19 protein-coding genes are annotated in these 25,108 nt (G+C 69.0%); 14 read left to right on the forward strand and 5 right to left on the reverse strand.

Going from position 1 to position 25,108, the window contains the following annotated elements; genetic code table 11:
- Positions 1-340 precede the first annotated feature (340 nt).
- The 9 genes from RVX_RS15270 to RVX_RS15310 all read left to right on the forward strand — a co-directional run bounded on the left by RVX_RS15270 (position 341) and on the right by RVX_RS15310 (position 11,345).
- A complete protein-coding gene (locus tag RVX_RS15270; protein WP_116308030.1) occupies positions 341-601 on the forward strand; it encodes a hypothetical protein in 261 nt (86 codons plus the stop codon).
- Between the two features lie 266 nt (positions 602-867).
- Complete coding sequence (gene polA / locus RVX_RS15275) at positions 868-3,486, forward strand: DNA polymerase I (protein WP_116308031.1); 2,619 nt, start codon at positions 868-870, stop codon at positions 3,484-3,486.
- Between the two features lie 75 nt (positions 3,487-3,561).
- Positions 3,562-4,512, forward strand: coding sequence for a DNA cytosine methyltransferase (locus tag RVX_RS15280; protein ID WP_116308032.1), 951 nt, complete (start codon positions 3,562-3,564; stop codon positions 4,510-4,512).
- Between the two features lie 2 nt (positions 4,513-4,514).
- On the forward strand, positions 4,515-5,114 hold the full coding sequence (locus tag RVX_RS15285) for an HNH endonuclease (RefSeq protein WP_216362360.1): 600 nt from the start codon (positions 4,515-4,517) through the stop codon (positions 5,112-5,114).
- Positions 5,115-5,138: 24 nt separating this feature from the next.
- Positions 5,139-6,344, forward strand: coding sequence for a class I SAM-dependent rRNA methyltransferase (locus tag RVX_RS15290; RefSeq protein WP_116308033.1), 1,206 nt, complete (start codon positions 5,139-5,141; stop codon positions 6,342-6,344).
- 17 nt (positions 6,345-6,361) lie between these two features.
- A complete protein-coding gene (locus tag RVX_RS15295; RefSeq protein WP_116308034.1) occupies positions 6,362-7,531 on the forward strand; it encodes a pyridoxal-phosphate-dependent aminotransferase family protein in 1,170 nt (389 codons plus the stop codon).
- Positions 7,532-7,748: 217 nt separating this feature from the next.
- Positions 7,749-8,072 (forward strand): DUF1844 domain-containing protein, encoded by a 324-nt coding sequence (locus RVX_RS15300; RefSeq protein WP_116308103.1) that lies wholly within the window; start codon positions 7,749-7,751, stop codon positions 8,070-8,072.
- A 76-nt stretch (positions 8,073-8,148) separates the two neighbouring features.
- Entirely contained in the window at positions 8,149-9,201 is a 1,053-nt protein-coding gene (gene argC / locus RVX_RS15305; RefSeq protein ID WP_116308035.1) for an N-acetyl-gamma-glutamyl-phosphate reductase, read from the forward strand.
- A 152-nt stretch (positions 9,202-9,353) separates the two neighbouring features.
- Positions 9,354-11,345 carry a methyl-accepting chemotaxis protein gene (locus tag RVX_RS15310; protein WP_116308036.1) on the forward strand — a complete coding sequence of 664 codons (1,992 nt, stop codon included), beginning with the start codon at positions 9,354-9,356 and terminating at the stop codon, positions 11,343-11,345.
- Positions 11,346-11,509: 164 nt separating this feature from the next.
- On the opposite strand, the gene RVX_RS15315 is transcribed toward RVX_RS15310, so the two are convergent.
- A complete protein-coding gene (locus RVX_RS15315; RefSeq protein ID WP_116308037.1) occupies positions 11,510-12,718 on the reverse strand; it encodes an HD-GYP domain-containing protein in 1,209 nt (402 codons plus the stop codon).
- Between the two features lie 314 nt (positions 12,719-13,032).
- Here RVX_RS15315 and RVX_RS15320 point away from each other — a divergent pair, with 314 nt between their 5' ends.
- Positions 13,033-14,274 carry an EAL and HDOD domain-containing protein gene (locus tag RVX_RS15320; protein ID WP_116308038.1) on the forward strand — a complete coding sequence of 414 codons (1,242 nt, stop codon included), beginning with the start codon at positions 13,033-13,035 and terminating at the stop codon, positions 14,272-14,274.
- Between the two features lie 209 nt (positions 14,275-14,483).
- On the opposite strand, the gene RVX_RS15325 is transcribed toward RVX_RS15320, so the two are convergent.
- Positions 14,484-15,779, reverse strand: a complete 1,296-nt coding sequence (locus RVX_RS15325) for a phenylacetate--CoA ligase (RefSeq protein WP_116308039.1) — start codon at positions 15,777-15,779, stop codon at positions 14,484-14,486.
- Between the two features lie 435 nt (positions 15,780-16,214).
- Between RVX_RS15325 and purD the strand changes: the two genes are divergently transcribed.
- Both purD and purE read left to right on the forward strand, forming a co-directional pair.
- On the forward strand, positions 16,215-17,492 hold the full coding sequence (purD, locus tag RVX_RS15330) for a phosphoribosylamine--glycine ligase (protein WP_116308040.1): 1,278 nt from the start codon (positions 16,215-16,217) through the stop codon (positions 17,490-17,492).
- A 262-nt stretch (positions 17,493-17,754) separates the two neighbouring features.
- Positions 17,755-18,255, forward strand: a complete 501-nt coding sequence (gene purE, locus RVX_RS15335; protein ID WP_116308041.1) for a 5-(carboxyamino)imidazole ribonucleotide mutase — start codon at positions 17,755-17,757, stop codon at positions 18,253-18,255.
- A 332-nt stretch (positions 18,256-18,587) separates the two neighbouring features.
- Here purE and RVX_RS15340 read toward each other — a convergent pair whose 3' ends face one another.
- From RVX_RS15340 to RVX_RS15350, 3 genes are all read right to left on the reverse strand, one after another.
- Positions 18,588-18,911: a hypothetical protein gene (locus tag RVX_RS15340; protein ID WP_230404822.1), complete on the reverse strand. Its 324-nt coding sequence runs from the start codon at positions 18,909-18,911 to the stop codon at positions 18,588-18,590.
- A gap of 148 nt (positions 18,912-19,059) precedes the next feature.
- The gene (locus RVX_RS15345; RefSeq protein WP_116308042.1) at positions 19,060-19,857 is read right to left on the reverse strand and encodes an ABC transporter permease; all 798 of its coding nucleotides are present in this window, start codon (positions 19,855-19,857) and stop codon (positions 19,060-19,062) included.
- Positions 19,854-20,717, reverse strand: a complete 864-nt coding sequence (locus RVX_RS15350; protein WP_230404823.1) for an ABC transporter ATP-binding protein — start codon at positions 20,715-20,717, stop codon at positions 19,854-19,856. Before RVX_RS15350 ends, RVX_RS15345 begins: the two co-directional genes overlap by 4 nt.
- Positions 20,718-20,952: 235 nt before the next feature.
- Here RVX_RS15350 and mutL point away from each other — a divergent pair, with 235 nt between their 5' ends.
- Together mutL and RVX_RS15360 are read left to right on the forward strand one after the other, a co-directional pair.
- Positions 20,953-23,187: a DNA mismatch repair endonuclease MutL gene (gene mutL / locus RVX_RS15355; protein ID WP_116308043.1), complete on the forward strand. Its 2,235-nt coding sequence runs from the start codon at positions 20,953-20,955 to the stop codon at positions 23,185-23,187.
- Between the two features lie 332 nt (positions 23,188-23,519).
- The gene (locus RVX_RS15360; RefSeq protein WP_116308044.1) at positions 23,520-25,046 is read left to right on the forward strand and encodes a response regulator; all 1,527 of its coding nucleotides are present in this window, start codon (positions 23,520-23,522) and stop codon (positions 25,044-25,046) included.
- Positions 25,047-25,108 lie beyond the last annotated feature (62 nt).

The following is a 25,108-nucleotide window of genomic DNA, read 5'->3' on the forward strand; positions in this document are numbered from 1 at the left end:
GGGCGTGCATCGTGAGCCACGGGAGTAGCGCGGAGGGGCAACGGGTTCTATCGCGGGGACGATAAACGGAGGAAACGTGATGAAAATACGCGCGGAATGCGGGCCTGCGGGCTGGCCGGAAAGACGGCGGGCACCGCGCTCACGGGCGAAAAAGGATAGCGAAAGGAGGGCGACGTGCCGGAGGGAGCGGCCCGCACTGCTGACAACGACCGCGCGGCGGGCTATGAAAAAGCATCCCCGTCCCGGCCGCGCGGCCCGCGCCGCCCCACGAAGCGAAGACCAGGCGCGTCAGCTGCGCGCCACAGGCACGCGCCGCAGACACGGGGAAGGAGGGTGCGCCGTGTTCGCCCTGCTGTTTCTGCAACGCTACTGCGTGGGCTGCGGCTTCTGCTGCGCCAAGGCCCAGTGCCCGCCGGGCCGCGAGGCCTACGGCGACCGCCGCCGCTGCCCCGGCCTGTTCTGGGACGGGGCGCGCTACCGCTGCCGCCTGGTGATGACCGACGCCCAGGTTGCCGCCGTGCTGCAGGTGGGCGAAGGCTGCTGCCGCCCGCTGAACCGCTGGCGCAGGGATGTGCGGGAGCGGGTGAAGCCGTTGCGATGACGGCCCTCGCCCTCCTTTCGGCACGCAGCCCGGCACGTGATCCGGCATCCTGATTCCGTCCCCGTCCCGGCCAATCCCCGCCGGTACACGCCCGCGCGCACGGCTTTGCTTCGGGCGCGGCGTGACGTATACCCTTTGCGCAGGTTGCCCCGGCCAGGGCGCGTTGCCGTTGCGCAGTCCGTGCGCAGCCCCTTCGCGTCCCTTCGCCTCCCTTCGCAAGGGGCCCGCGCCATCCCCTCACATCCAAACCGCCAACCGGAACCAGCATGTCGCTCACCCAACGCCTCGGCCTTCGCGGCGAGCCCCTGTGGCTCATGGACGGCTCGGCCTTCATCTTCAGGGGCTTCTACGCCTACCAGAGCATGCAGCGTTCGGACGGGTTTCCCACCAACGCGCTGTTCATCGTCACCCGCATCCTGCTGCGCCTTCTGCGCGAGGAACGCCCCACGAATTTCTGCTTCGTGCTGGACGGCAAGGGACCGACCTTCCGGCACGAGCTGTTCCCGCCGTACAAGATGCAGCGCGCCGTGACGCCGGAACCGCTGGTGCAGCAGCTGGACCCCATCAAGCGCATGGTAAAGGCGCTGGGCCTTCCGCTGGTCGTCTCCGACGGGTGCGAGGCCGACGACTGCATCGCCTCGCTGGCGGCGCGCCACCGCGCCGAGCGCCCCGTGGTCATCGTGGGCACGGACAAGGACCTCAAGCAGTGCCTGCACGACAACGTGGTGCTGTGGGACCCGGCGGCCAAGGAAGAAAAGCTGGTCACGCTCAAGGACTTCACGGCGGAAACGGGTCTTGCCCCCGCCCGCTGGCCCGACTTTCAGGCGGTCATCGGCGATTCGTCGGACAACATTCCCGGCATCCCCGGCGTGGGCCCCAAGACGGCGGAAAAAATCTTCAAGGACTTCGGCTCGCTGGAAGACATCCGCGACCGTGTGGGCGAACTGCCCGAAAAGCTGCGCGCCAAGTTCGAGCCGCACCTTGAAACCATGTTCCTGTACCGCCAGCTGACCACCCTGACCACCGACGCCTGCCCGGAAGTGACCCTGCCCGACCTCGCCGTGCGCCCGCTGGACCCGGCCGAGGCCGGGGCCATGCTGCGCGAATTCGAGCTGCGCCAGCTGACCCGCGAACTGTCCGGCATGATCGAAAACGGCAGCGTCACCTCTGCCCCGCGCTCCACCAGCCAAGTGCAGGCCAGCCTGTTCGGCGACGAGGGCCGCCGGGCCGACCCGGTGAGCACCTGCAAGGACCCCGGCAAGCTGCCCGACTGCGACGGCGTGGCCGCCGCCTTGGCGCCGCTGTTCGACAACGGCGCCATCACCGCCTACGCCGTGGCCGCCGGGGATTGCGAAAGCCGCTATTCCGGCCCGGTGGACGCGCTGGCACGTCACCTTTCCAAGGCCGCGCAGGTGGCCGCGCCGGACGTGAAGCACCTCTTGCGCACCGACCCGGCCTGGGGCGGCGTGGACCCGGCCCGCTGGTTCGACCTGGGCCTTGCCGCCTACCTGCTGAACCCGGAAGAGCGCGACTACGGCTGGCCGCGCCTGGCCGCCCGCTGGGGCGACGAACTGGAGCGCTCGTCCGGCAACCCCGGCTTGTTGGCGCTGGAAATGGCGGGCGCGCTGTCCGGCCGCCTGGCCGGGGCGCAGCTGTCGCGCCTGATGCGCACGCTGGAAATGCCGCTGATTCCCGTGCTGGCCGATATGGAGGCCGCGGGCATCGCCGTGGACCTGAACGCCTTCGCCGCCTTCCTGCGCGAGGTGCAGGGCGAGCTGGACCGCCTGACGCGCGACGTCTACAAGGCCGCCGGGGGCGAATTCAACATCCGCTCGTCGCAGCAGCTGGCCGAACTGCTGTTCGGCACGCTGGGCCTGCCCACGGGCGGCAAGACCAAGGGCGGCCAGACCTCCACCGCGCAGGATGTGCTGGAAAAGCTGTCCGGCCGCCATCCAGTGGTGGACGCCATCCTGGAATTCCGCAAGCTGGAGAAGCTGCGTTCCACCTATCTGGAACCGCTGCCCCGCCTTGTCGATGATGCCGGGCGCATCCACACCACCTTCAACCAGCTGGCCACGGCCACCGGGCGGCTGTCGTCCAGCAACCCGAACCTGCAGAACATTCCCGTGCGGGGCGACCTGGGCCGCCGCATGCGCACCTGCTTCACCGCCGCGCCGGGCCTGCGTCTGGTGTCCGCCGACTATTCGCAGGTGGAACTGCGCGTGCTGGCCCACATGTCGCAAGACCCCACGCTGCTGGCCGCCTTCCGCGAGGGGGCGGACATCCACAGCCGCACCGCCAGCCTGCTGTACGACGTGGCGCAGGACCAGGTTTCCACCGACCAGCGCCGCAACGCCAAGACCATCAACTTCGGGCTCATCTACGGCATGGGGCCGCAGAAGCTGGCGCAGGAACTGCGCATCCCGCTCACCGAGGCCAAGGCGTTCATCGAGCGGTATTTCAGCAAGCTGCAGAAGCTGCGCGCATTCTACGACGAGGCGGAAACCACCGCCCGCGAGCTGGGCTACGTGACCACCATGGCGGGCCGCCGCCGCCTGCTGCCGGAAATCCATTCCGAAAACACCCAGCTGAAGTCGCAGGCCCGCCGCCAGGCCATCAACACCCTGATCCAGGGCAGCGCCGCCGACATCATCAAGCTGGCCATGCTGGCCGCCCATGCCGACCCGGACCTGCGCGCGCTGAACGCCCGGCTCATCTTGCAGGTACACGACGAACTGCTGCTGGAAGTGCCGCAGGACAACGCCCCCGCCGCTGGCGAGCGCCTTGCCGCGCTCATGTCCGGCGTGCGCCCCGGCGGCGTTGCGCTGGATGTGCCCCTTGCCGTCGATTGGGGGCAGGGGGAAAACTGGGGCGTTGCCCATTAGACATGCACACTCTTCCGCAATCCTGCCCTGCGGACACATATTGCCCCGAACACCGTTTTGCTACAGGGATAACTCATGTTGAATTCTGTCGAAATATGCGCTGGAGCAGGAGGCCAAGCCCTGGGGCTTGAGATGGGCGGCTTCGGCCACGCCGCGCTTGTAGAAATCGAACCCGCCGCATGCGCCACTCTTCGGCACAATCGCCCTGCCTGGAACGTCATGGAAGGGGATGTTCGCGCGTTCGACGGCGTAGCCTACCGGGGCATCGACCTGCTTGCCGGGGGGGTGCCCTGCCCTCCGTTTTCCAAGGCCGGAAAACAATTGGGGGCCAACGACGAACGCAACCTCTTCCCGGAAGCCATTCGCCTCGTGGATGAGTGCCGCCCCAAGGCCGTTATGCTGGAAAACGTCCGGGGGCTTTTGGATGCCATCTTCGATGATTACCGCAATCACGTGGAACAGCAGCTTAAAAAGCTTGGATACACTCCGGGCTGGCGCCTTCTTAACGCTTCCGACTTCGGCGTTTCGCAGTTGCGTCCACGCGTTGTTTTTGTGGCAATTCGCAAAGAACTTGCCCACGGATTCCACTGGCCAGAACCATTGCAAGCGGCCCCACCCAGCGTAGGCGAACTCCTGTACGACCTTATGGCCGCCAATGGCTGGAAAGGCGCGGCCCGCTGGCGGAAAACGGCAAACGCCATCGCCCCCACCCTTGTAGGTGGCTCGAAGAAGCATGGTGGACCCGACCTTGGCCCCAGCCGGGCCAAAGCGGCGTGGGCCTCCCTTGGTGTGGATGGCATGGGGCTTTGGGACGATGCTCCTCCTGCTGACTTCGTCGGCATGCCGCGCCTCACCACCCGCATGGCGGCACGCGTACAGGGATTCCCGGATAGCTGGACAATACTCGGCAAAAAAACCGCCGCCTACCGGCAGATCGGCAATGCCTTTCCGCCCCCTGTTGCAGCGGCCGTCGGCGGGCAGATTCATGCCTGCCTTACGGCAAAACACTTCTTCAAGGTCGCGTAATCATGACACAGAAGAAATCCGGTGCGCGCACCATGCTGCGCTCTCATTTTCTGGACAACATCGGGCGCGTCATGGAATCTGCGGAACTTCGGGAAGTTTCCGGCAATATCAGCGAATGGGCACGTCGTGTTCGCGAATTGCGCACGGAAGAGGGGTACCAGATACTCACGCACCATGACCGCAGCGACCTTAAGCCGGGGCAATACCTGCTCGAAAACCCCAAGCCCCAGCCTGCCTTTGAACGTGCGATCTCCAAGGAGACCAGGGCGTTCGTGCTTGATCGCAACGGTTTCACCTGCCAAATGTGCGGCGCAGTGGCGGGCGAACCGCATCCGTATGATCCCAGTCGCAAAACCCGACTCCACATTGGTCACATTGTGGACAAGAGCATGGGGGGCACGGATGACGCTACCAACCTGCGTGCCATCTGTTCCGTTTGCAACGAAGGAGCCAGCAACGCAACGCTGACGCGACCAGACCTGCTCAAGCTGTTAACCCAAATCCGGCGCGCCACATCGCTTGACCAGCTTGAAACTCTCAAGTGGCTGATTGCAAAATTTCCAAAGCAGGCCGCCGAACTGCTCCGGCCCGCATCCAAATAACCATCTCCAGAACACACGGACACAATGAAGACACTGATCCTGAAACGCGGAGAAGAGCGCCGACTGCGCGTGGGGCACCTGTGGGTGTTCAGCAACGAGGTGGACGTGCAGCGCACGCCGCTCAAGGACTTTGCGCCGGGCGAGGCCGCGCTGGTCTTGGACGACGGGGGCCGCTGCCTGGGCACGGCCTACGTGAACCCGGCCTCGCTGATCTGCGCTCGCATGGTGAGCCGCCGCGAGAACGACCCGCTGAACGCGGACCTGCTCAAAACGCGCATTGGCCGCGCGCTGGCCTTGCGGCAGGCGCTGTTCGACACGCCGCACTACCGGCTGTGCTTTGGCGAGGGCGACATGCTGCCCGGGCTGGTGGTGGACCGCTACGGCGACACGCTGGTGGCCCAGATCACCACTGCGGGCATGGACGCCCAGACCGACGCGGTGGTTGCCGCGCTGGTGGAGGCCACCGGCGCAACCGGGGTGCTGCTGCGCAACGACACGGCCTCGCGCGAACTGGAAGGGCTGACCCGCGAGGTGCGCGTGGCGTACGGTTCCGTGCCCGACACCACGGAGATTTCCGAGAACGGCTGCACCTTCACCGTGCCGCTCACCGCCGGGCAGAAGACCGGGTGGTTCTACGACCAGCGCGACAACCGGGCCTTTGCCGCCCGCTTCGCCAAGGGGCAGGACGTGCTGGACGTGTTCTGCTACGTGGGCAGCTTTGGTGCCACGGCGGCGCGCGCTGGCGCGGCCTCGGTGACGCTGGTGGATGCGTCCCTGCCCGCCGTCGAACTGGCGGTGGAAAACGTGAAGACCAATGGCCGCGCCTATGGGCCAGGCGGTGTGGACGACGCCGACGGCATAGAAGGCGACGCCTTCGAGGCCATGGCGGAACTGCGGCGCGAGGGCCGCAAGTTCGGCCTGGTCTGTCTGGACCCGCCCGCGTTCATCAAGCGCAGGAAGGACGCCAAGCAGGGCCTGACGGCCTACCAGCGGGCCAACGAACTGGCACTCGACCTGGTGGCCGATGGGGGTGTATTCGTCACCTGTTCCTGCTCGCAGCACCTCGACAGGGAAGAACTGCGCCGCGTGCTCACCCATGCCGCGGCAAAGCGGAAGATGCAGGCCCAGATCATCGCACAGGGGCATCAGGGCGCGGACCATCCGGTACACCCGGCCATGGCCGAGACCGACTACCTGAAATCCTTCACCGCGCGGATCTTCCGCGCCTGAACCGGAGACATTGCGGCATGCTCGACAAGCCACGCCTGCTCACCCCCGGCCCCACGCCCACGCCCGAACGGGTGCGGCTGGCCATGGCCCATGACATGATCCACCACCGCAAACCCGCCTTCAAGGCCATCATGGCGGCGGTGCAGCCCAAGCTGCGCGAGCTGTTCGGCACGGCCCAGCCGGTGCTGCCCATGGCCTGTTCCGGCTCGGGCGTCATGACCGCCGCCGTGCACGGCCTGTTCAAGCCGGGCGAGAAGGTCATCGTGATCGAGGGCGGCAAGTTCGGCCAGCGCTGGCGCGAAATCGCCGCCGTGCGCGGCCTGAACGTGGTTTCCGTGGTGGTGGACTGGGGCCGCCCGGTCACCCCGGCGGAAGTGGAAGCCGCCCTCAACGAACACCCGGACGCCGCTGGCGTGCTGGTGCAGCTGTCGGAAACCTCCACCGGCACCCTGCACCCGGTGCGCGAGATCGCCAGGCTCACCGCCGGGCGCGACACCCTGCTGGTGGCCGACGGCATCTCCGCCGTGAGCATCTCGCCCTGCCCCATGGACGAATGGGGCATCGACTGCCTGCTCACCGGCTCGCAAAAGGGGCTGATGCTGCCGCCGGGCCTCGGCCTGATCGCGCTGTCCGAGCGGGCCTGGCGCAAGGCGGACACCGTGCCCCCCTCGTGCTTCTATTTCAACTTCCGGGGTGAGCTGGCCAACCAGGAAAAGCAGCAGACCCTGTTCACCACGCCGGTCAGCCTTATCATAGGGCTGAACGAAAGCCTGGACATGTTCCGCGAGGTGGGGCTGGACACCGTGTACCGCAAGCAGTGGGCGCTGACCCAGATGGCCCGGCGCGGGGTGACGGCCATGGGCCTTGAGCCGCTGGTGAAGGAAGGCTACACATGGGGCCTGACCAGCGTGCTGCTGCCCGAAGGCGTGCCCGCCACCGGCGTGCTGCGCGTGGCTGCGGAACGCTACGGCGTCATCATGGCCGCCGGGCAGGACCACCTGAAGGAACGCATCATCCGCATCGGCCACATGGGCTGGCTGGACTGGGCCGACCTGGCCGCCGGGCTGCACGCCCTGGCCGAGGGCTTCCGGGCCTGCGGCGGGTACATCGGCGCGCGCGACGTGCTGGAACAGGCCCTGGCCGCCTACCAGGCCGGGCTGGCGGTTGCGCCGGGAACGGAAATTTAGGGGCTGCTGCAAAATTGTCCTTTCGCCCGTTGGCTGCGTCAAACTTCGCCTGCCATGTCGGTCGAATACGATAAGAGTATACTCCCTCATGGCAGGCTCGTTTTCCTTGCCAACGGACAAAAAACCTAATTTTGCAACAGCCCCTCGGCGGTACGAGGGTCCGAGGAGCGCCGGAGCAATGGAACGCATGCCCGGCCCCAAACGCGAGGATGTGACCATGACCGACAACGAACGCACCGGCTGCGGCTGCGCGGCTGGCGGGGCCAAGGACGGGACGCAGGACGGCGCGCCCCAAATGCCGCAGGTGACCTTTTCCACCTTCATCCTGTCGCTGGCCTCGTCGGCGCTGGTGCAACTGGGCGAAGTGCCCGACCCGGACACCGGGCGCACCGGCGAGAACCTGCTGATGGCCAAGCACACCATCGACGTGCTGACCATGCTGCAGGAAAAGACGCGCGGCTGCGCCGACGCGGACGAGGCGCGCCTGCTGGAAGGCGTGCTGTATGAACTGCGCATGAAGTACGTGGTGCACAGGAAATAACCGTCAGATTCCACAGATCGAACGGACCACACGGACCACACGGATCAAACAGATCAAACAGCGCAAGGATCACGGCATGACTAGCATCCGCGCCGGGCTCGTGGGCGTTACCGGCTACACGGGCATGGAACTTACCCGCCTGCTGGCGGGCCATCCGAACATGCGCCTCGTGCGGGCCACCTCGCGCACCGAGGCGGGCCGCCCCCTGTCCGACATCTATCCCTTTCTGCGCGGGCTGCCCGGCGGCGACGTGGGCATGACCGCGCCCGACCCGGACGACCTGGCCGCCAACTGCGACGTGGCCTTTCTGGCCGTGCCCCACGGGGCGGCCATGGAAATGGGCGCGACCCTGCGCCAGCGCGGCCTGCGCGTGGTGGACCTTTCGGCGGACTTCCGCCTGCGCGACCCCGACGTGTACGAGGCCTGGTACAAGGTGCCCCACACCCGCCGTGCCGAACTGCCCCAGGCGGTGTACGGCCTGCCGGAACTGTATGGCGATGCGGTGAAGAAGGCGGGGCTGGTGGCCAACCCCGGCTGCTACCCCACGGCCACCATCCTCGGCCTGTACGCGGCGCTCAAGCACGGGCTGGTGGAAACCGACGGCATCGTGGTGGACGCCAAGTCCGGCGCAACCGGCGCGGGCCGCAAGGCCGCCGTGGGCACGCTGTTCTGCGAGGTGTCCGACACCTTCCGGGCGTACAACATCGGCAAGCACCGTCACACCCCGGAAATCGAGCAGGAGCTGTCGGCCATCGCGGGCGCGCCCATGGTGGTTTCGTTCAACCCGCACCTGCTGCCCATCAACCGGGGCATCCTGGCCACCATCTATGCCAAGCTGGCCAAGCCCGTCAGCCCGCAGGACGTGCAGGCCGCCTTCGAGCAGACCTGGCAGGGGTCGCGCTGGGTGCGCGTGCTGCCCGCCGGGCAACTGCCGGAAACCCGCCACGTGCGCGGCACCATGTTCTGCGACATCGGCGTGGTGACGGACCAGCGCACCGGCCGCCTGGTCATCATTTCCGCCATCGACAACCTGTGCCGGGGCGCTTCCGGCCAGGCCGTGGCCAACGCCAACCTGATGTTCGGCCTGCCCGTGGAAACCGGGCTGATGCTGGCCCCGCTGATGCCCTAGGGCGCGCCACGGCAATCGTCGTCACTGCAAGGGGACGCTCCGGCGAGGGGCGTCCCCTTTTCGTGCGCGCGCTGACATTTTCCGCGCGCATGATAATCATGGGACATCTCCCCTGCCCCCTGTCATGCAGGCATGGATAGGTGGTACGCCATATGAGCATCCGGTTGCGCATACTGCTCGCCGTCCTGGGCCAGGCGCTGCTTGCCGTCGCCATCTGCGCGGCGGTCATCGTCATTTCCAACCGCCAGACCACCGACGGCATGGCGGTAAACCTTGCCGGGCGTCAGCGCATGCTGAGCCAGAAAATGACCAAGGAGGCGCTGTCCCTGCTGCACGGCGGTCCGGCCGCGTTGCGCCAGTCCATTGCCAACCAGTTGCGCGTCTTCGACGCCACCCTCGCGGCGTTCATCGACGGCGGCGCGGCCCCGCTCACCCTGAAGCTCGATGGCCCCACGGGGCAGCTACCCCCGCCCAGCGGGCCGGTGCGCGACCAGTTGGCGACCGTGCGCGGCGAATGGCTGCGCCTGCGCGGCCTGGTCGAGGCCGCCCTGCCCGAAGGCGCGGCGGCCACCCCGGACACGGCGGCCGCCTTGCTCGCCGCCAGCGACGGAGTGCTGGACGCCATGAACAAGGCGGTCGCCCTGATGCAGGGCGAATCGGAAAGCCGGGTGCGCACGCTGTTGGTCAGCCAGTTCGTGGGGCTGTGCCTGGCCCTTGCCCTGGGCGGCGTGGCCGTGCTGGTGCTGCACCGCCAGGTCATCCGGCCGCTGCACGCCATCCGCGACTTCGCACGTGAGCAGGCCCAGGGGGCCCGCTGCATGGAACTGGCCGGCAACTTCCATAGCGAAATGCGCGAGGTGGCCGACGCCCTGTGCGCCATGACCGGCAGCCTTACCGGCGCGCTGGGCTTCGCCGAGGGCATCCTGCGCAGCATAGAGACCCCCTACCTGGTGGTGGATACCCAGGAAAAGGTGCTGCGCTGCAACGCGGCCCTGCTCGTGCTCATTGAGCGCGACGGCACCCCGGAACAGTACCTTGGCATGGGGGCCTCGGAATTCTTCTACGGCGACCCCGGACGCCAGACCGTGGTGGGCCGGGTCATGCGCGACGGCGATTCGGTCGTCCGCGAGGTGGAAATTACCGGGCGGCGCGGCGCGGTGCGGCGGGTGAACATTGCCGCGTCGCAGTTGCGCAATTCCATGGATGATTCCCTCATCGGCGGCATCTGCCTGTACACCGACCTCACCGAACTGCGTGAGGCCGAGGCCGACGCGCACGCCCGCAACGAACGTCTGGCCGATGCCGCGCGCGAGGCCGACGGCATCTCGCGCGAGGTGGTGGACCGCTCCGAGTCGCTGTCCGCCAGCGTGCGCGACGCGGCCCTTGGCGCGCAGACCCAGCGTGACCGGGTGGATGAGACCGCCTCGGTCATGCAGGACGTCAACGCCACGGCCGTGGACGCCACCCGCCTGGCCGGGCGCGCCGCCGACGCAGCCGACAAGGCCGGGGACGAGGCGCGCGACGGGGCGGACAAGGTGCGCCGCATGCGCGAGGCCATGCACGGCGTGGTGGAGCGGTCGGAGGAATTGCGTGGCGGCATGCGCGAGTTGGGCGGGCAGGCGGAATCCATCGGCCGCGTGATGGGCGTCATCGCCGACATCGCGGACCAGACCAACCTGCTGGCGCTGAACGCGGCCATCGAGGCGGCCCGCGCCGGCGACGCCGGGCGCGGCTTCGCCGTTGTCGCCGACGAGGTGCGCAAGCTGGCGGAAAAGACCATGCAGGCCACCAGCGAGGTGCACGCGGCCATCACCGCCATCCAGCACGGGGTGCGCGAAAGCATGAACCGGGTGGACGCATCCGGCGGGGCCATCGACGAGACGGCGCAACTGGCCCGCGAATCCAGCGAGGCGCTGGAGCGCATCGTGGAACTGGTGGGGGCCACCACCGGCGAGGTGGCCGCCATCGCCGACGGCGCTGGCCTTCAGGCCGACCAGGCCGCGCGGGCGGCCATGGCCATCGACGTCATCCGCGAGGTGGCCGAGGGCATGGCCCACGGCATGGACGAGGCGGCCGCCGCCGTGGACGGGCTGCGCCAGCAGGCCGACCGGTTGCAGGCGCTCATCGTGCAGATCACCGCGTGATGTCCGGCGGCTCGCCAGCCCGGCGCGGCCGCCACGCGAAACGGGGACGCCCCGGCATGGAGCGCCCCCGTTTCGCACGAAAAATCCTGTTCCCGCCTCGGGGCGGAAGGGCTCTGGTCAGCGCCCCCCGGACCGGACAGTGGCGCTGGCGCGCCCCGGCGCGGCTACTCCACCCCCAGCACCTGGCCGGGGTCGATGCCCGCGTCGCGCGGGTCGAGGCAGGCGATGACCTTCACGGCCGTCTGGCCGGAAAGGTCCAGCCTGCGGGCCGGGCCGGGCCGCCCCTTGGGGTCGCGCACCACGATGACCTCGGGCAGCAGCGGTTCGCGCGCGTTGGCCTTGCTGACCACGCCGCGCTGGCCGGTGTTCAGTTCCACCACGCTGCCCACGGGGTAGATGCCAAGACACCGGATGAACCGTTCCACGAAGCCGGGGTGAAAATCCTGCCCGCGCATGCCGTACATCAGGCCCAGCGCCTTGTGCGGCAGCATGGCGGCCTTGTACACCCGGCGGCTGGTAAGGGCGTCGTACACGTCCACCACGGCCAGGATGCGGGCGATGATGCTGATCTCCTCGCCCTTGAGGCCGCGCGGGTAGCCGAGGCCGTTGTACTTCTCGTGGTGCTCCAGCATGCCCGCCAGCACCTCGTCGTAGACCATGGGGTTGTCGCGCACCTGTTCCCACCCCAGTTCGGGGTGGCGCTTCATGACGCCGAATTCCTCGGGCGTCAGGCGGCGCGGGCTGTTCAGGATGGAATCGGGCACGCGGGCCTTGCCGAGGTCATGGAACAGCCCGGCCAGCCCCACCCGGTTCAGGGTGATGTCGCCAAAGCCCAGGTGCCGCCCGAAAACCACGGCCAGCACGGCTACGTTGATGCAGTGGGAGTACGTGTATTCGTCCACCGTGCGCAGCTTGGAAAGGCCCAGCAGCGCGCTGGCGTTGCGGGTGACGCTGGAAAGGATGCCCTCTACCATGGGCTGGGCGGCCTGCACGTCGACAAAGCCGTCCTTGCGCATGACGTCCATGGCCTTGCGGGCGAATCCTACCGAATCGTCGTACAGCGCGCGGGCCTGGGGCATTTCCTCGGCCAGCGGCACCAAGGGGGCCAGGGGGTCCTCGTCGCCAAGGTCGCGCGCCAGCTCGGCCGAAATGGCCTCTTCGTCGCTGAGGCCGTCGGTGCCGTCACCCCCCAGCGAACGGCGCGTATCCACGAAGACTTCCATGAAGCCCTCGCGCTGAATGCGCAGCACGTCGCCTTCAGAGGCGATGACGCCAACCTGGCTGTACAGGTACGGATTCTCGAGCCACGACAGGCCCATGTCCACCACGTACATGCCGGGTTTCAGATCCCTCGTGGAGATCTTCTTGAGCACCAGACCCTCCTCTCCTCCCCATTGCCGCCGAGGGGTAGCCCCTTGCATCTACGTGTCTTTGCAGCAAAAAACAACACCCGCCCCCGGCGCTGCGTCCCACGTGGACAGAAAGTCGCGCAGGCCCGCAGCACGAGGTGGTGCCCCCCCATCTGCGGCGCACTCACCCTTCCCGTGGCAGGGGGCATCACCACCTTGCACCTGCGGGCGACGCCTGCCATACTGTAAGGCTAGACATCCCGGATCTGTCCACCGGCACGGCGCGCCCGGCTCGCCCGCCGTCCAGCACACGCGCACGCGGGGCGGAGCCCGCACCCATGCAGGCCCAGAACACCACGCAACAGTCCCCCACCGTGTTCATTGCCCGGCAGCCCATTTTCGACGCCTCGGGCTCGCTGTGGGGGCATGAACTGCTGTTCCGCGACAGCCCCAGCGGGCCCGCGCGCATCGGCGACCCCGACGCGGCCACCGCCTCGGTCATCGCCGACGGTTACGCCATCGCCAGCGAGACCATTCCCGGCGTCACGCCCCTTCTGATCAATTTTCCCGAAGGGCTGCTGCTGTCCGGCGCGGCAGAGGTGCTGCCGCCCGACCGGTGCATCCCGGAAATCCTGGAAACCGTGCAGCCCACGCCCGAACTGGTGGAGGCCCTGCACACCCTGAAGCGCACGGGCTACCGCCTGGCCGTGGACGACTTCGCGGGGCAGGACCAGGCCCTGCCGCTGCTGGGGCTGGCCGACATCATCAAGGTGGACGTGCTGGCCGTGCCGCAGGCCGAACTGCACGCCCTCACGGCCAGCCTGCGCAAGCGCCACCACGCCGTGCTGCTGGCGGAAAAGGTGGAGAACGCGGCCATGTTCGGGCTGTGCCGCATGCTGGGGTACACCCTGTTCCAGGGCTACCACTTCGCGCGGCCGGTCATCGTGCCGGGGCGCACCCTGTCATCGGCCCAGACCGCGCGCCTGCACCTGATGCAGTCGCTGACCGGCGAGGTCGACCCGCACACACTGGTGCGCGCCGTGACCGTGGACCCCGGCCTGACCTACCGACTGCTGCGGTACATCAACTCCGCGTGGTTCGCCCTGCTGAAGGAAGTGACATCGGTCCAGCATGCGGCCTCTCTGCTGGGCTTCGAGACGCTGCGCAAGTGGCTGCTGGTGATCACCCTGGCCGACACGGCGGGCAGCGCCGCCCCGGCCGAGGCCATGCGCTCTGCCGTGACGCGGGCGCGATTCCTGGAACTGCTGTGCGGGGTTACCCGCACCTGCTCGCACGCGCCGGAAGCCATGTTCCTGCTGGGGCTGCTGTCGCAACTGGACGCCCTGCTGGGCATCGCCATGCCTGGCCTGCTGGCCCACCTGCCGCTGGACGCGGACTTTCGGGCCGCCCTTTCCGGCGAACCTTCACCCATGCACGACGAACTGCGTCTGGCCGTGCTGCTGGAACGCGGCGCGTGGGACGAGGCCATGCCGCTGATGGCCAGGCTGGGCTTTTCGCCCATGGACGTGGCCCGCAGCAACATCGACGCGCAGGTGTGGGCCAGCCGGATACTCAGCTAGGGATTGGCATGGCGGGCCGGATTGTAGGCATGTGGGGGCGTGCAAGAACGCAGGAGTGCAAAAAGGGCTTGTTCACGCTGTGAGAATTTTTGCCCTCTGCCAAGGAAGAACGGTTTTTTATGACGGGAGTATACTCTTATCGTATTCGACCGGAATAAAAAATTATTCTGACGAAGGCAGCGGACAAAAGGACCACAGCGTAACAATCCCTACCCGTCGGCCATGCGCAAATCGGTAACCCGCTTGGACTTGCCGAACGAGCGCGGCAGCACGCCGGGGTCCACCACCTGCACGGCCACGCGGGCCATCAGCTTCTTGTGCAGGCGGTCGCACACCTCGCGCGTGAGGCCCGCGTCGGTGTCCGCCGTGGTGCCTTCCAGCCGTTCCACCTGCAGCAGCATGGCGTCGCGGCCGTCGGTGCGGGTGAGCTGGATGTGGTACTCGGAACCCAGCACCGGGAATTCGTGCAGCACGTCGGCGATCTGGCCGGGGTAGATGTTCACCCCCCGGAAGATGATCATGTCGTCCGAGCGGCCCAGGATATGGTCGTGCCGGGGGATGCACCGCCCGCACGAACACTGGCCGGGCAGCATGCGCGTCAGGTCGCGGGTGCGGTAGCGGACCAGCGGCGAGGCCTCCTTGCGCAGCGAGGTCACCACCATCTCGCCCACCTCGCCGGGGGCCACCGGTTGCAGGGTGGCCGGGTCCAGGATTTCGATGATGAACAAATCCGCCCAGTAGTGCAGGCCCTCGCGCGCGTCGCATTCCAGCCCGGTGCCGGGGCCGTACATCTCGGTCATGCCCGCGATGTCGTAGCTGCCCGTCAGCCCCAGCTTCTGCTCGAAGGTGGCGCGCATGCGCGGGCTGTGCGTTTCGGCGCCAAAGATGACCTTGCGCAGCTTCACCTTGTCCAGCAGGCCGTTGCGCTCCACTTCCTCGGCCATCAGCAGGGCCATGGACGCCGTGGAACCCAGGCAGGTCACGCCCATGTCCACCAGCAGCTGCAACTGCATCTCCAGGTTGCCCGGCCCCACCGGCACGGTGAGCGCGCCGAACTTCTCGGACCCCAGCTGGAACCCGGCCCCCGCCGTCCACAGGCCGTAGCCCACGGCGATCTGCACGCGGTCTTCGCGGGTAAGGCCCGCCAGCTCGTAGCAGCGGGCCATCTGCAGGGCAAAGGTGTCCACGTCGTTCTGGGTGTACGCCAGGATCTTGCGCTTGCCCGTGGTGCCGGACGAGGCGTGGATGCGCACCACGTCGCTCTCGGGCACGGACAGCAGCGGCAGGGGGTAGCCCTCGCGCAGGTCTTCCACGCTGGTGGTGGGCAGGCGCACGATGTCGTCCAGGGTGCGGATGTCGTCGGGGCGCACGCCCGCCGCGTCGAACTTGGCCTTGTAGGCCGGGCAGTTGGCGTAGGCGTGGCGCACGGTCCAGCGCAGGCCCTCGGTCTGCACGCGATGCAGGGTTTCCGGGTCGAGATGGGGCAGGAAGCGATGCTGCGACATGGAAGCGGACTCCTCGGGACGGCGGAATATGTGGGCACGGGCACGGCGCGCGACACCGGCACGATACGGCGGCCCTGTACGGCGGCGCGGCTTGTGCGCGGGCGCAAAAGCCTGTATTTGAGCCCCACGCGACGCACCGGCCCGCCCCCCCCTTTGCGCGGGGGGCGGCAACCCACCGGAAAGCCGCCGACGGCTTGCCGCAGGCTGTGCCCGCCATGGGCGCACCGCCAGCGGAAACCGGGGCCGCACCCGGCCGTCAGGACCGCACGTGGCCTGAAGGCACCGGAATGCGGCGTCGCATGACGCTCACCGGATTGTATACAATCCGGGGGCGCGTCCGAGAGCTACCACGAATCACGGCGGGGGAAAACCCCGGCCCGGCTTCCCGCCGCGCGGCCCCCGCATCATCACCCTTGCCGCATCAGGAGGCCCACAGTGCGGATACTCATCGTCGGATCCGGCGGGCGTGAACACGCCCTGGCCTGGAAGCTGCGCCAGAGCCCCCTCGTCAAGGACATCTTCATCGCGCCCGGCAACGGCGGCACCGCCCTGGAAGGCACCAACGTGCCCATTTCCGACGGCGACCTGCCCGCGCTGGTGCGCTTTGCGCTGGACGAAAAGATCGACCTCGTGGTGCCCGGCCCGGAACTGCCCCTGGTGCTGGGCATCAAGGACGCCATGGTCGCGGCGGGCGTGCCCTGCTTCGGCCCCGACGCCTACGGCGCGCAACTGGAAGGCAGCAAGGCCTTCGCCAAGGAAGTCATGCGCGCGGCGGGCGTGCCCACCGCCGCCTTCGGCGTGTTCGACGATGCCGATGCGGCCCGCGCCTACATCCGCCAGAACGGCGCGCCCGTGGTGGTCAAGGCCGACGGCCTGGCCGCCGGCAAGGGCGTGGTGGTGGCCCGCAGCGTGGACGAGGCGCTGGAGGCCGTGGACGACATGATGGTCAAGCGCGCCTTTGGCGACGCGGGCGCGCGCGTGGTGGTGGAAAGCGCGCTGGCGGGCGAGGAGGCATCCTTCCTGTGCCTGTGCGACGGCGAAACGGTCATCCCCCTGCCCTCGGCGCAGGACCACAAGGCCGTGTTCGACAACGACGAAGGCCCCAACACCGGCGGCATGGGCGCGTACAGCCCCGCGCCTGTGCTGCCCGAATCGCGCTACGAGGAAATGATCGACCTCGTGATCCGCCCGGTGCTGCGCGAACTGATCAAGCGCGGCCATCCCTTCACCGGCGTGCTCTACGCGGGCCTGATGATGACCGCCGAAGGCCCCATGGTGCTGGAATTCAACACCCGCTTCGGCGACCCGGAATGCCAGCCCCTGCTGATGCGCCTGGACGGCGACCTTGCCGCCATCATGGTGGCGGGCGCGCAGGGCCGTCTGCACGAAACCTCCCTGCCCCTGAAGCGCGAAACCGCGCTGGGCGTGGTGCTGGCGGCCAAGGGCTACCCCGGCTCCTACGCCAAGGGCATGACCATTTCCGGCATCGAGGATGCCGAGGCGCTGGGCCCGGTGAAGGTCTTCCAGGCGGGCACCGAGCGGCGCGACGGCGTTGCCGTGTCACGCGGCGGGCGCGTGCTGTGCGTCACCGCCCTTGGCGGCACCCTGGCCGACGCGCAGGCCCTGGCGTACAAGGCCGTCTCAAAGGTGCACATGGACAACGCCCACTACCGCAGCGACATCGGGGCCAAGGGCCTGAAGCGCGGGGGGTAACACCCGCATGGCGGGGTGGGGAACGGCACGCCGCGGCCCTGCCCCGCAAACAGGACATGCTCCGCGCCAATCCTGGTCAGCCCCACCGGCTTCAATCGGCCCAATCGGTTCCAGCAGATCGAACATAGGCCACGCACGACGTTTCCGGCACTGCCCTCGAGTTCCGCCACGCCGTCCAGCAGATGCCCGTCCGGATTGTACCGGCGCACGGCGGCACGGAACGCCCACGTACCGAACCCGTATCGACCACAGGAGACCAGCAATGACCAAGGTTGCCGTTTTCATGGGCTCCGCCTCGGACGAGCCCACCGTGAAGCCCTGCACCGAAGTGCTCGACAGCCTGGGCATTTCCTACCTGTTCACCGTCAGCTCCGCCCACCGCACCCCGGAACGCACCGAGGCGCTGGTGACCAGGCTGGAGGCCGAAGGCTGCCAGGTGTTCATCTGCGCGGCGGGCATGGCCGCCCACCTGGCCGGGGCCGTGGCCGCGCGCACCCAGAAGCCGGTCATCGGCATTCCCGTGGCGGCGTCGGCCCTTGGCGGCATGGACGCCCTGCTGGCCACGGTGCAGATGCCCCCCGGCTTTCCGGTGGCCACCGTGGCCCTGGACAAGGCGGGCGCGCGCAACGCCGCCTGGCTGGCCGCGCAAATCCTGGCCCTGGCCGACCCGGCCCTGGCCCAGCGCCTTGCCGCCGCCCGCGCCAAGATGAAGGCCGATGCGGAAAAGGCCGGAGAAGAACTGGAAGCCCGGTACCGGAAATAGGCACGCCTGCTTCCCGCACGCAAACGACGGCCGCGCCCCATGGGGACGCGGCCGTCGTTCATTCGATCCTTGCCGACAAGGTTACGCCCTTGCCGTGGGGCAACCGGGAGGTTGCGAATCCCTCAAGTCCTCTGTTCCGGTCAAATCTTCCGATCCAGTCAAATCAACTGATTCCTCAAAGCTCCTGATCTTGCCAGCTGCTCTGATCCGGCTGTCCGGCGCGTGCCGCAGCCGCCCGGCCCATGTGACCGTGCGGGCACGCCGCCTTCCTGTCTCATCCGGTCTGTTCCGGTCCGGTCTGTTCCGGTCCGTCGGGTCTTTGGCCTTGCCCGTCAGGCGTTGCCCACCGCTTCGCCGTCACGCAGCAGATCTCGATGTACGATTTCGCTGATGCGGATGACCTTCATGCGGTAGTCGTCCTCTGCCGGGCGGCAGTGCGAGCATCCGTCGGTGACGATCATGCAATGGTCGTCAAGGTCGGATGTCTGTACACCCACGCCATGCAGCACAACGGTTGCGCGGCCCTGTTCCCACATCACCGGCCTGCCGCAACGGGCGCATTCCACAAACATCAGTTCAGGGTCATAGCCTTTCGGCTTCGATGGCACGTGGGGCTGCCGCAAAACACCGCGGTCGATGCGATCAATCTGGCGCATGGCGTTCCTCCCTGGCTTGTGCCCGGCTCGTGCCGAACTGGTATGGTCGCGGAATAACTGGTCGTTCGTCCTCCCGGTTGTCACCATCAGTCGTGCAAGGCATGCGGCGGGCGGTGTCCGTAACCACGCCGTCCGCCTTTTCCACGCCCTACGCTTTCAACAGTAAGTTATGCGCGCGCCCGAAGCAACGTTTTCGCACCAGGTGCAACACCATGAACGTGGCCAGCGCCGTGGACGCCACGATCATCAGCATGACCACTATCTGGTAACGCACGGCGTCGGCCGGGTCCGCCCCGGCCATGATCTGGCCGGTCATCATGCCGGGTATGGACACCAGGCCCACGCCCATCATGGAATTGACGGAGGGGATCATGCCCGCGCGCAGCGCCTCGCGAAAGATGTCGGCGCTGGCCTCGTCGCGGTCGGCCCCAAGGCACAGGCGCATTTCCACCTCTGCCCTGCGCGCGCGCAGGTCGGAAAACAGGCGGTCCAGCGCCACGGCCAGCGCGTTCATGGAATTGCCCGCCACCATCCCGCCGATGGGAATGAAGTACTGCGGCTCCCACCACGGCTTGGCCCCGATGATCAGCCCCGTGACCACGAAGGTGACCAGAAAGAAGGTCACCTGCACCGCCAGCAGGGTGGGCATGAAGTAGTCCACGCTCTTCTCGCGCACCCGCCCCTTGACGATGCGCGCCGCGAACCAGGTCATGACCATGTACATGCCCACCACCAGCAGCGCCGATTTCAGGCCGAACAGGATGCGCAGCAGGTAGCCCATGGCGAACAGTTGGGCAAAGGTTCGCAGCGTGCCGATGGCCAGGTCGCGTTCCAGCTTCAGGTGGTGCGCCAGCGACAGCGCGCCCGCCAGCACCACGAACACCACGGCCACGGCCAACTGCCACGGGCCGATCTGGATGTAGGCAAGCCCCAGCGGGTCGTTCATGCGGCACCCCCGGCCGCCATCGCGGCGGCGTCCGCGTCATCGGGAAGGGCCACCGCCACTTCGCGCACCCCGCCGTCCTGCACGCGCACGTCGCGCCACGGGCGGCGCGCCGGGCGGTAGGCCCCGTGGGTGACCATGAGCACGGTCACGCCGTCCTCGTTCAACTCCTCGGTCAGGGCTTCCACCACCCCGCTGCTTTCCGGGTCCAGCGCGCTGGTGGGCTCGTCCATCAGCAGGGCGGCCGGGCGCAGCAGCATCGTGCGGATGATGCACACCCGTTGGCGCTGCCCCACGCTGAGCGCGGCCGCCGTGGCGTCCAGCCCCACCCCGGCCAGCCGGAAGCGGGCCAGCCACCCGGCCAGTTCCGCGTCGTCCGGGGGCGTCAGCCCCTTGTTGGCGGCAAAGGAGAACGGCAGCAGCAGGTTGTCGCGCACCGTGCCCGCGCCCACCGTGGGTGTCTGCTGCACGAAGCCCAGAGTGCGGCGCAGTTCGGCCGGTGGAATCTCCGCCACCGGTCGGCCGCCACACCGGACCACCCCGGCGTCGGCCTCCTCCAGCCGCACCGCCAGGCGCAGCAGGGTGGATTTGCCCGCGCCCGACGGCCCGGTGAGCATCACGAAATCGCCGGGGCGCACGGCAAGGTTCACATGGAAAAGGCCGGGCGGAAGGGAAGGGGTAGGCGCACCGGCCACACCGGGCGCGGCGGGGGCGGCGGGCGCATCCGGCGCAGCGGGCACACCGCCCCCCGCTGGCACGGGGGGCGACGCAACGCTCCCCGCCTTGGGGCTGGGCGCGCCATCGCCCGTCCTGCCGGACGCATACGCGAACGACATGTCGTCAAACTGAAGAAGTGGCTGCATGGCCTCAATCTATCGCCGGGCCCGAGGGGGTGTCATCAACTATCATCCGGGCAAATGTGGAGCGCCGTTCCGGGCTGGCTGTCGTCAATGTACGCACGGACAGGGGCGGGCACGGGCAGGGCGAGCACGGTAACTGGCAACCGGTGGCGGGGCATCCCAACTCCCCCGCGCCCCTGCCGCGCGCCCTTCCCCACCGCCGCTTTACCTTGCCCGCCCGAGTGGCTACAGATGGACCATGCACACGCACGACCACGACACCGCCCGTCCCCCCGTTTCCCCCAACGCCGAACCCGCCGCCAGGCCCGCGTCCCAGGGCTCGCGCCGCCGCATCCAGGTGCTGCCCGCCGACCTGCGCAACCAGATCGCCGCGGGCGAGGTGGTGGAACGCCCGGCCAGCGTGGTCAAGGAACTGGTGGAAAACAGCCTGGACGCCGGGGCCACCACCGTGGAGGTGGCGCTGGACAACGGCGGGCAGTCGCTGATCATGGTGCGCGACGACGGCGGCGGCATTCCGGCCGAGGAGCTGGAGCTGGCCGTCACCCGCCACGCCACCAGCAAGGTGGCCAACCTGGCGGAACTGGCCCGCATCGGCAGCTTCGGCTTTCGGGGCGAGGCGCTGCCCTCCATCGCCTCGGTGTCGCGGTTCCGCATGACCTCGGCCCCCACGGCCCCGGCATCCCCCGATTCTCCGGACGGCACGCCCGGCGAAGCCACCTTCATCGAGGTAGCCCACGGCCATGTGGTGGCCTCCGGCCCGGCCGCGCTGCACCGGGGCACCATCGTCGAGGTGCGCGACCTGTTCGCCAACGTGCCCGCGCGCCTGAAATTCCTGAAGACCCAGGCCACCGAGCTGAAACGCTGCCAGGAACTGTTCGCCCGGCTGGCCCTGACCCGGCCGGACGTGGCCTTCACCCTGTCCGCGGGCGGGCGCGAGGTGCTGCGCTTTCCCGCCGGGCAGACCCTGGCCCGGCGGCTGGCCGTGCTGTGGCCCCCGGCCGTGGTGGACACCCTGCACCCCTTCGACCGCATGACCGACGGCATCCGCGTGCATGGCCTTGCCGCCGACCCGCGCGGCGCGCAGCCCCGGCCCGACCGCATGCTGCTGTACGTGAACGGCCGCGCCGTCAACGACCGGCTGCTGCTCAAGGCCGTGCGCGAGGCCTACAAGGGCCGCCTGCTGGCCCGCGAATACCCGCAGCTGGCGCTGTTTCTGGACATCGACCCGGAAGAGGTGGACGTGAACGTGCACCCGGCCAAGAACGAGGTGCGCTTTCGCGACGAGCGCGCCGTGTTCGTGGCCGTGCTGCGCGCGCTGGGCGAATCGCTGGACCGCATGCCCGCCATGGGCGCGGGCGACGAGGCAGGGCCGGGGCAGGATCCCTTCGCGGGCAGGGACCGGGGGGCGGGCCAGACGGGCGATTGGCGGAATGGCATCACCGGACAGGCCGGATTGGGCGAGCAGGCCGGCCAGCCCCGCTTCCATCAGGATTTCACCGGCACGCACGCCGCAGGGCCGCGCCTGGCCGATCCCGACGCCCCCCGCCGCGAGGCGCGCCCCCTGGGCTTCTGGGGACAGGCCGACGCCCGCGACGTGATCATCGACAAGCGCCCGCGCGAGGGCGACCCGTATGCCCCCGGCGCTGTGGAGGATGCTCCGGCGGGGTACCCCGCCACCGCCGATCCTTTCGGGCCATCCGGCCCCGGCGCGGCCCGGCCCGCCGACGACGCGGAGCCGAATCTCGACTTCCGCCCCGGCCTGCCCGGCGCGCGGCGCGACGGCCCGGCCCCCTCGCTGCTGGTGGCCGAGGAATCCGGCCTTGCCGCCTCCCCGGCCCACCTGGCGGACGGGGCGCGCCCGTTCGCCGATGCCGCCCCCCCCGCCGACTTCGCCCCGCAGGACGCCCGCGAGGGCGGCGTGCGCATTGGCGAGTACACCTACCTCGGCCAGATCGCGGACACCTACCTGGTGCTGCGCCGGGGCCGCGACACCCTGCTGCTGGTGGACCAGCACGCCGCCCACGAATGCGTGCTGCACGAACGCATCCGGCGGCGCGGCACGGCGGGCAACGGCCAGTTCCTGGCCCTGCCCGTGGAGCTGCCCCTGCACCCGGCCGAGGCGGAACGGCTGCACGAGCTGCGCCCCGACCTGGAGGCGCTGGGCTTCGCGCTGGAAACCTCCGGCACCACGGTGAGCGCCCGCGCCGTGCCCGCCCTGCTGGACCGTTCCGAAGCCGCCGCCTTCCTGCGCGAGGCCGTGGCGGGCCGCACCAACGACCTTGGCGGGCTGTGGGCCATGATGGCCTGCAAGGGGGCCATCAAGGCCGGGCAACGCCTGACGCCCGACGAGGCCGCCGGGCTGGTGGCCCAATGGCTGGCCACGCCGGGGCGCGACTTCTGCCCCCATGGCCGCCCGGCGGTGCTCACCTTCACCCCCGGCGAACTGGAACGGATGTTCAAGCGGCGCGCCTAGCCCCGGCACGGCGAAAAACCCGGCCAGCGCGCCCTGCGCACGCCACCGGCGGCCCGCCACGGGCAGGAGTGCGCCTTTCTGCCCGCGCCCCCGCCTTTCGCGCCTGGCGCGGTGCGCTCCCCCCCCCGCGCCCCTTGCGCACCGTTTCCGCTCAACCCCTTTACCCAATGCGTCCGGCGGGGTACTCTGGACAAGATACCCATGCCGCGCCGGGCGCATCCCCGCCCTTCGGCCGCCTTACGCCTTGAGCCCTTTGCCGACGGAACACCCCGTGTCCGCAACGCCAAGCCCGCGCGCCCCTGCGCCGCGCGGCCGCAAGGAGCCCGGCCACCATGTCCCCGCAGCCCCCACCCCTCGCGCCGCCGCCCGGCGTCCATCACGCCCCGTCCCCGCACGACGCCGCATCAGCCCCCACCCGCGTGCTTTCGGTGGAGGACGACCCGGTCATCCGGCAGTCCATCGCCGCGTGGCTCACCGACGAGGGCTACGAGGTCATGGAGGCCGCCGACGGCATCCAGGCGCTGCAGGCCGTGCGCGAGCGGCGGCCCGACGTGGTGCTGCTGGACCTGGGCATTCCCGGCCTTTCCGGCGACACGGTGCTTGAGCACATGTCGGCGGAGCACCCCGACGTGCCGGTGGTGGTGGTTTCCGGCCGGGCCGAGATCGGCGACGCCATCAACGCCTTCAAGCTGGGCGCGTGGGACTACATCACCAAGCCCATCCTGAACATGAACATGCTGGGGCTGACGGTGCGCAACTGCCTGGAGCGCCGCCGCCTGCGCGAGCGCCTTACGGCCATGGAGTCGCGCTACGCGGGGCTGGTGCAGAACCTGCCGGTGGTGGTCTTCAGCCTGGACGACACGCTGGAACTCACCTTCGTCAACGAGGCCTGCCGCCCCGTGCTGGGCTGGAACCCGGACCAGGCCCTGCTGGAGCCCGGCTGGTTCATGGGCAACGTGTTTCCCGAAGACCGCGAGCGGGTACGCGCCGCGTTTTCCGGCGCGTTCGCGGCCAGCGCGCCCTTTTCGCTGGAATTCCGAATGGTCAACCCGCGCGGGGTGCCCCTGTTCGTGCAGGCGCGGTCCACTGCCGTGGCCTCGCCCGATCTTGCGCGCGGCATGCCGGGCCGCATAGAGGGCGTGCTGATCGACCTTTCGCGCCGGGTGTTTCTGGAACGGCTGCTGGTGCAGCGCGAAAAGCTGAACACCCTGGGCGCGCTGGTGGACGAGATAGCCCACGAATTCCGCAACCCGGTCTTCGCGCTGGCGGGCTTTGCCCGCACCCTGCGCCGCAAGTTTCCCGACGCGCACGAGGCGGAGGTGGTGCTGGAAGAGGCCAGCCGCCTGGAGGCCCTGATCAACCGGGTGCAGCAGTACCTGGCCCCCGTTGACGTGGCGCGCCGCCCATGCAGCCTGGCCGCCGTGCTGGATTTTGCGGCGGACCTGCTGCACGGCCCGCTGCTGCGCAAGGGGGTGACGCTGCGCGTGGAGGCCCCGGCGGATCTGCCCCACGTCCTGTCCGACCCGGACCTGCTGACCCAGATCGTGGTGGGCATGGCGGGCCTGGCCGTGGAACACGGCGCGCCCGGCAGCGAAACCGCCATCCGATGCCGCGACCTGGGCCGGGGCCAACTGGTGGAGGTGCTGATGCGCACCGAATTCCCGCTGCCCCATGACGCGGAACTTTCGCTGATGCCCTTCGGCGACCAGCAGGGGCCGCAGCCGCTGGCCGTCAGCTACAAGCTGGCCCGCGACCTGAGCTGCCTGCTGCACGTGCGCCGCGAGCCGGACGGACTGCTGCTGATGCTGGCCGTGCCGTTGAGCCCGGACGACGTGGCCGACCTGCTGGCCGAGGGGTAGCGCCAGGCACACGTGGCCGGGCACATGCTCGGGCGCGCGGCCAGACGCGCGGCCAGCCACGG

This window comes from Nitratidesulfovibrio sp. HK-II (assembly GCF_003402415.2).
Lineage (GTDB): Bacteria > Desulfobacterota > Desulfovibrionia > Desulfovibrionales > Desulfovibrionaceae > Cupidesulfovibrio.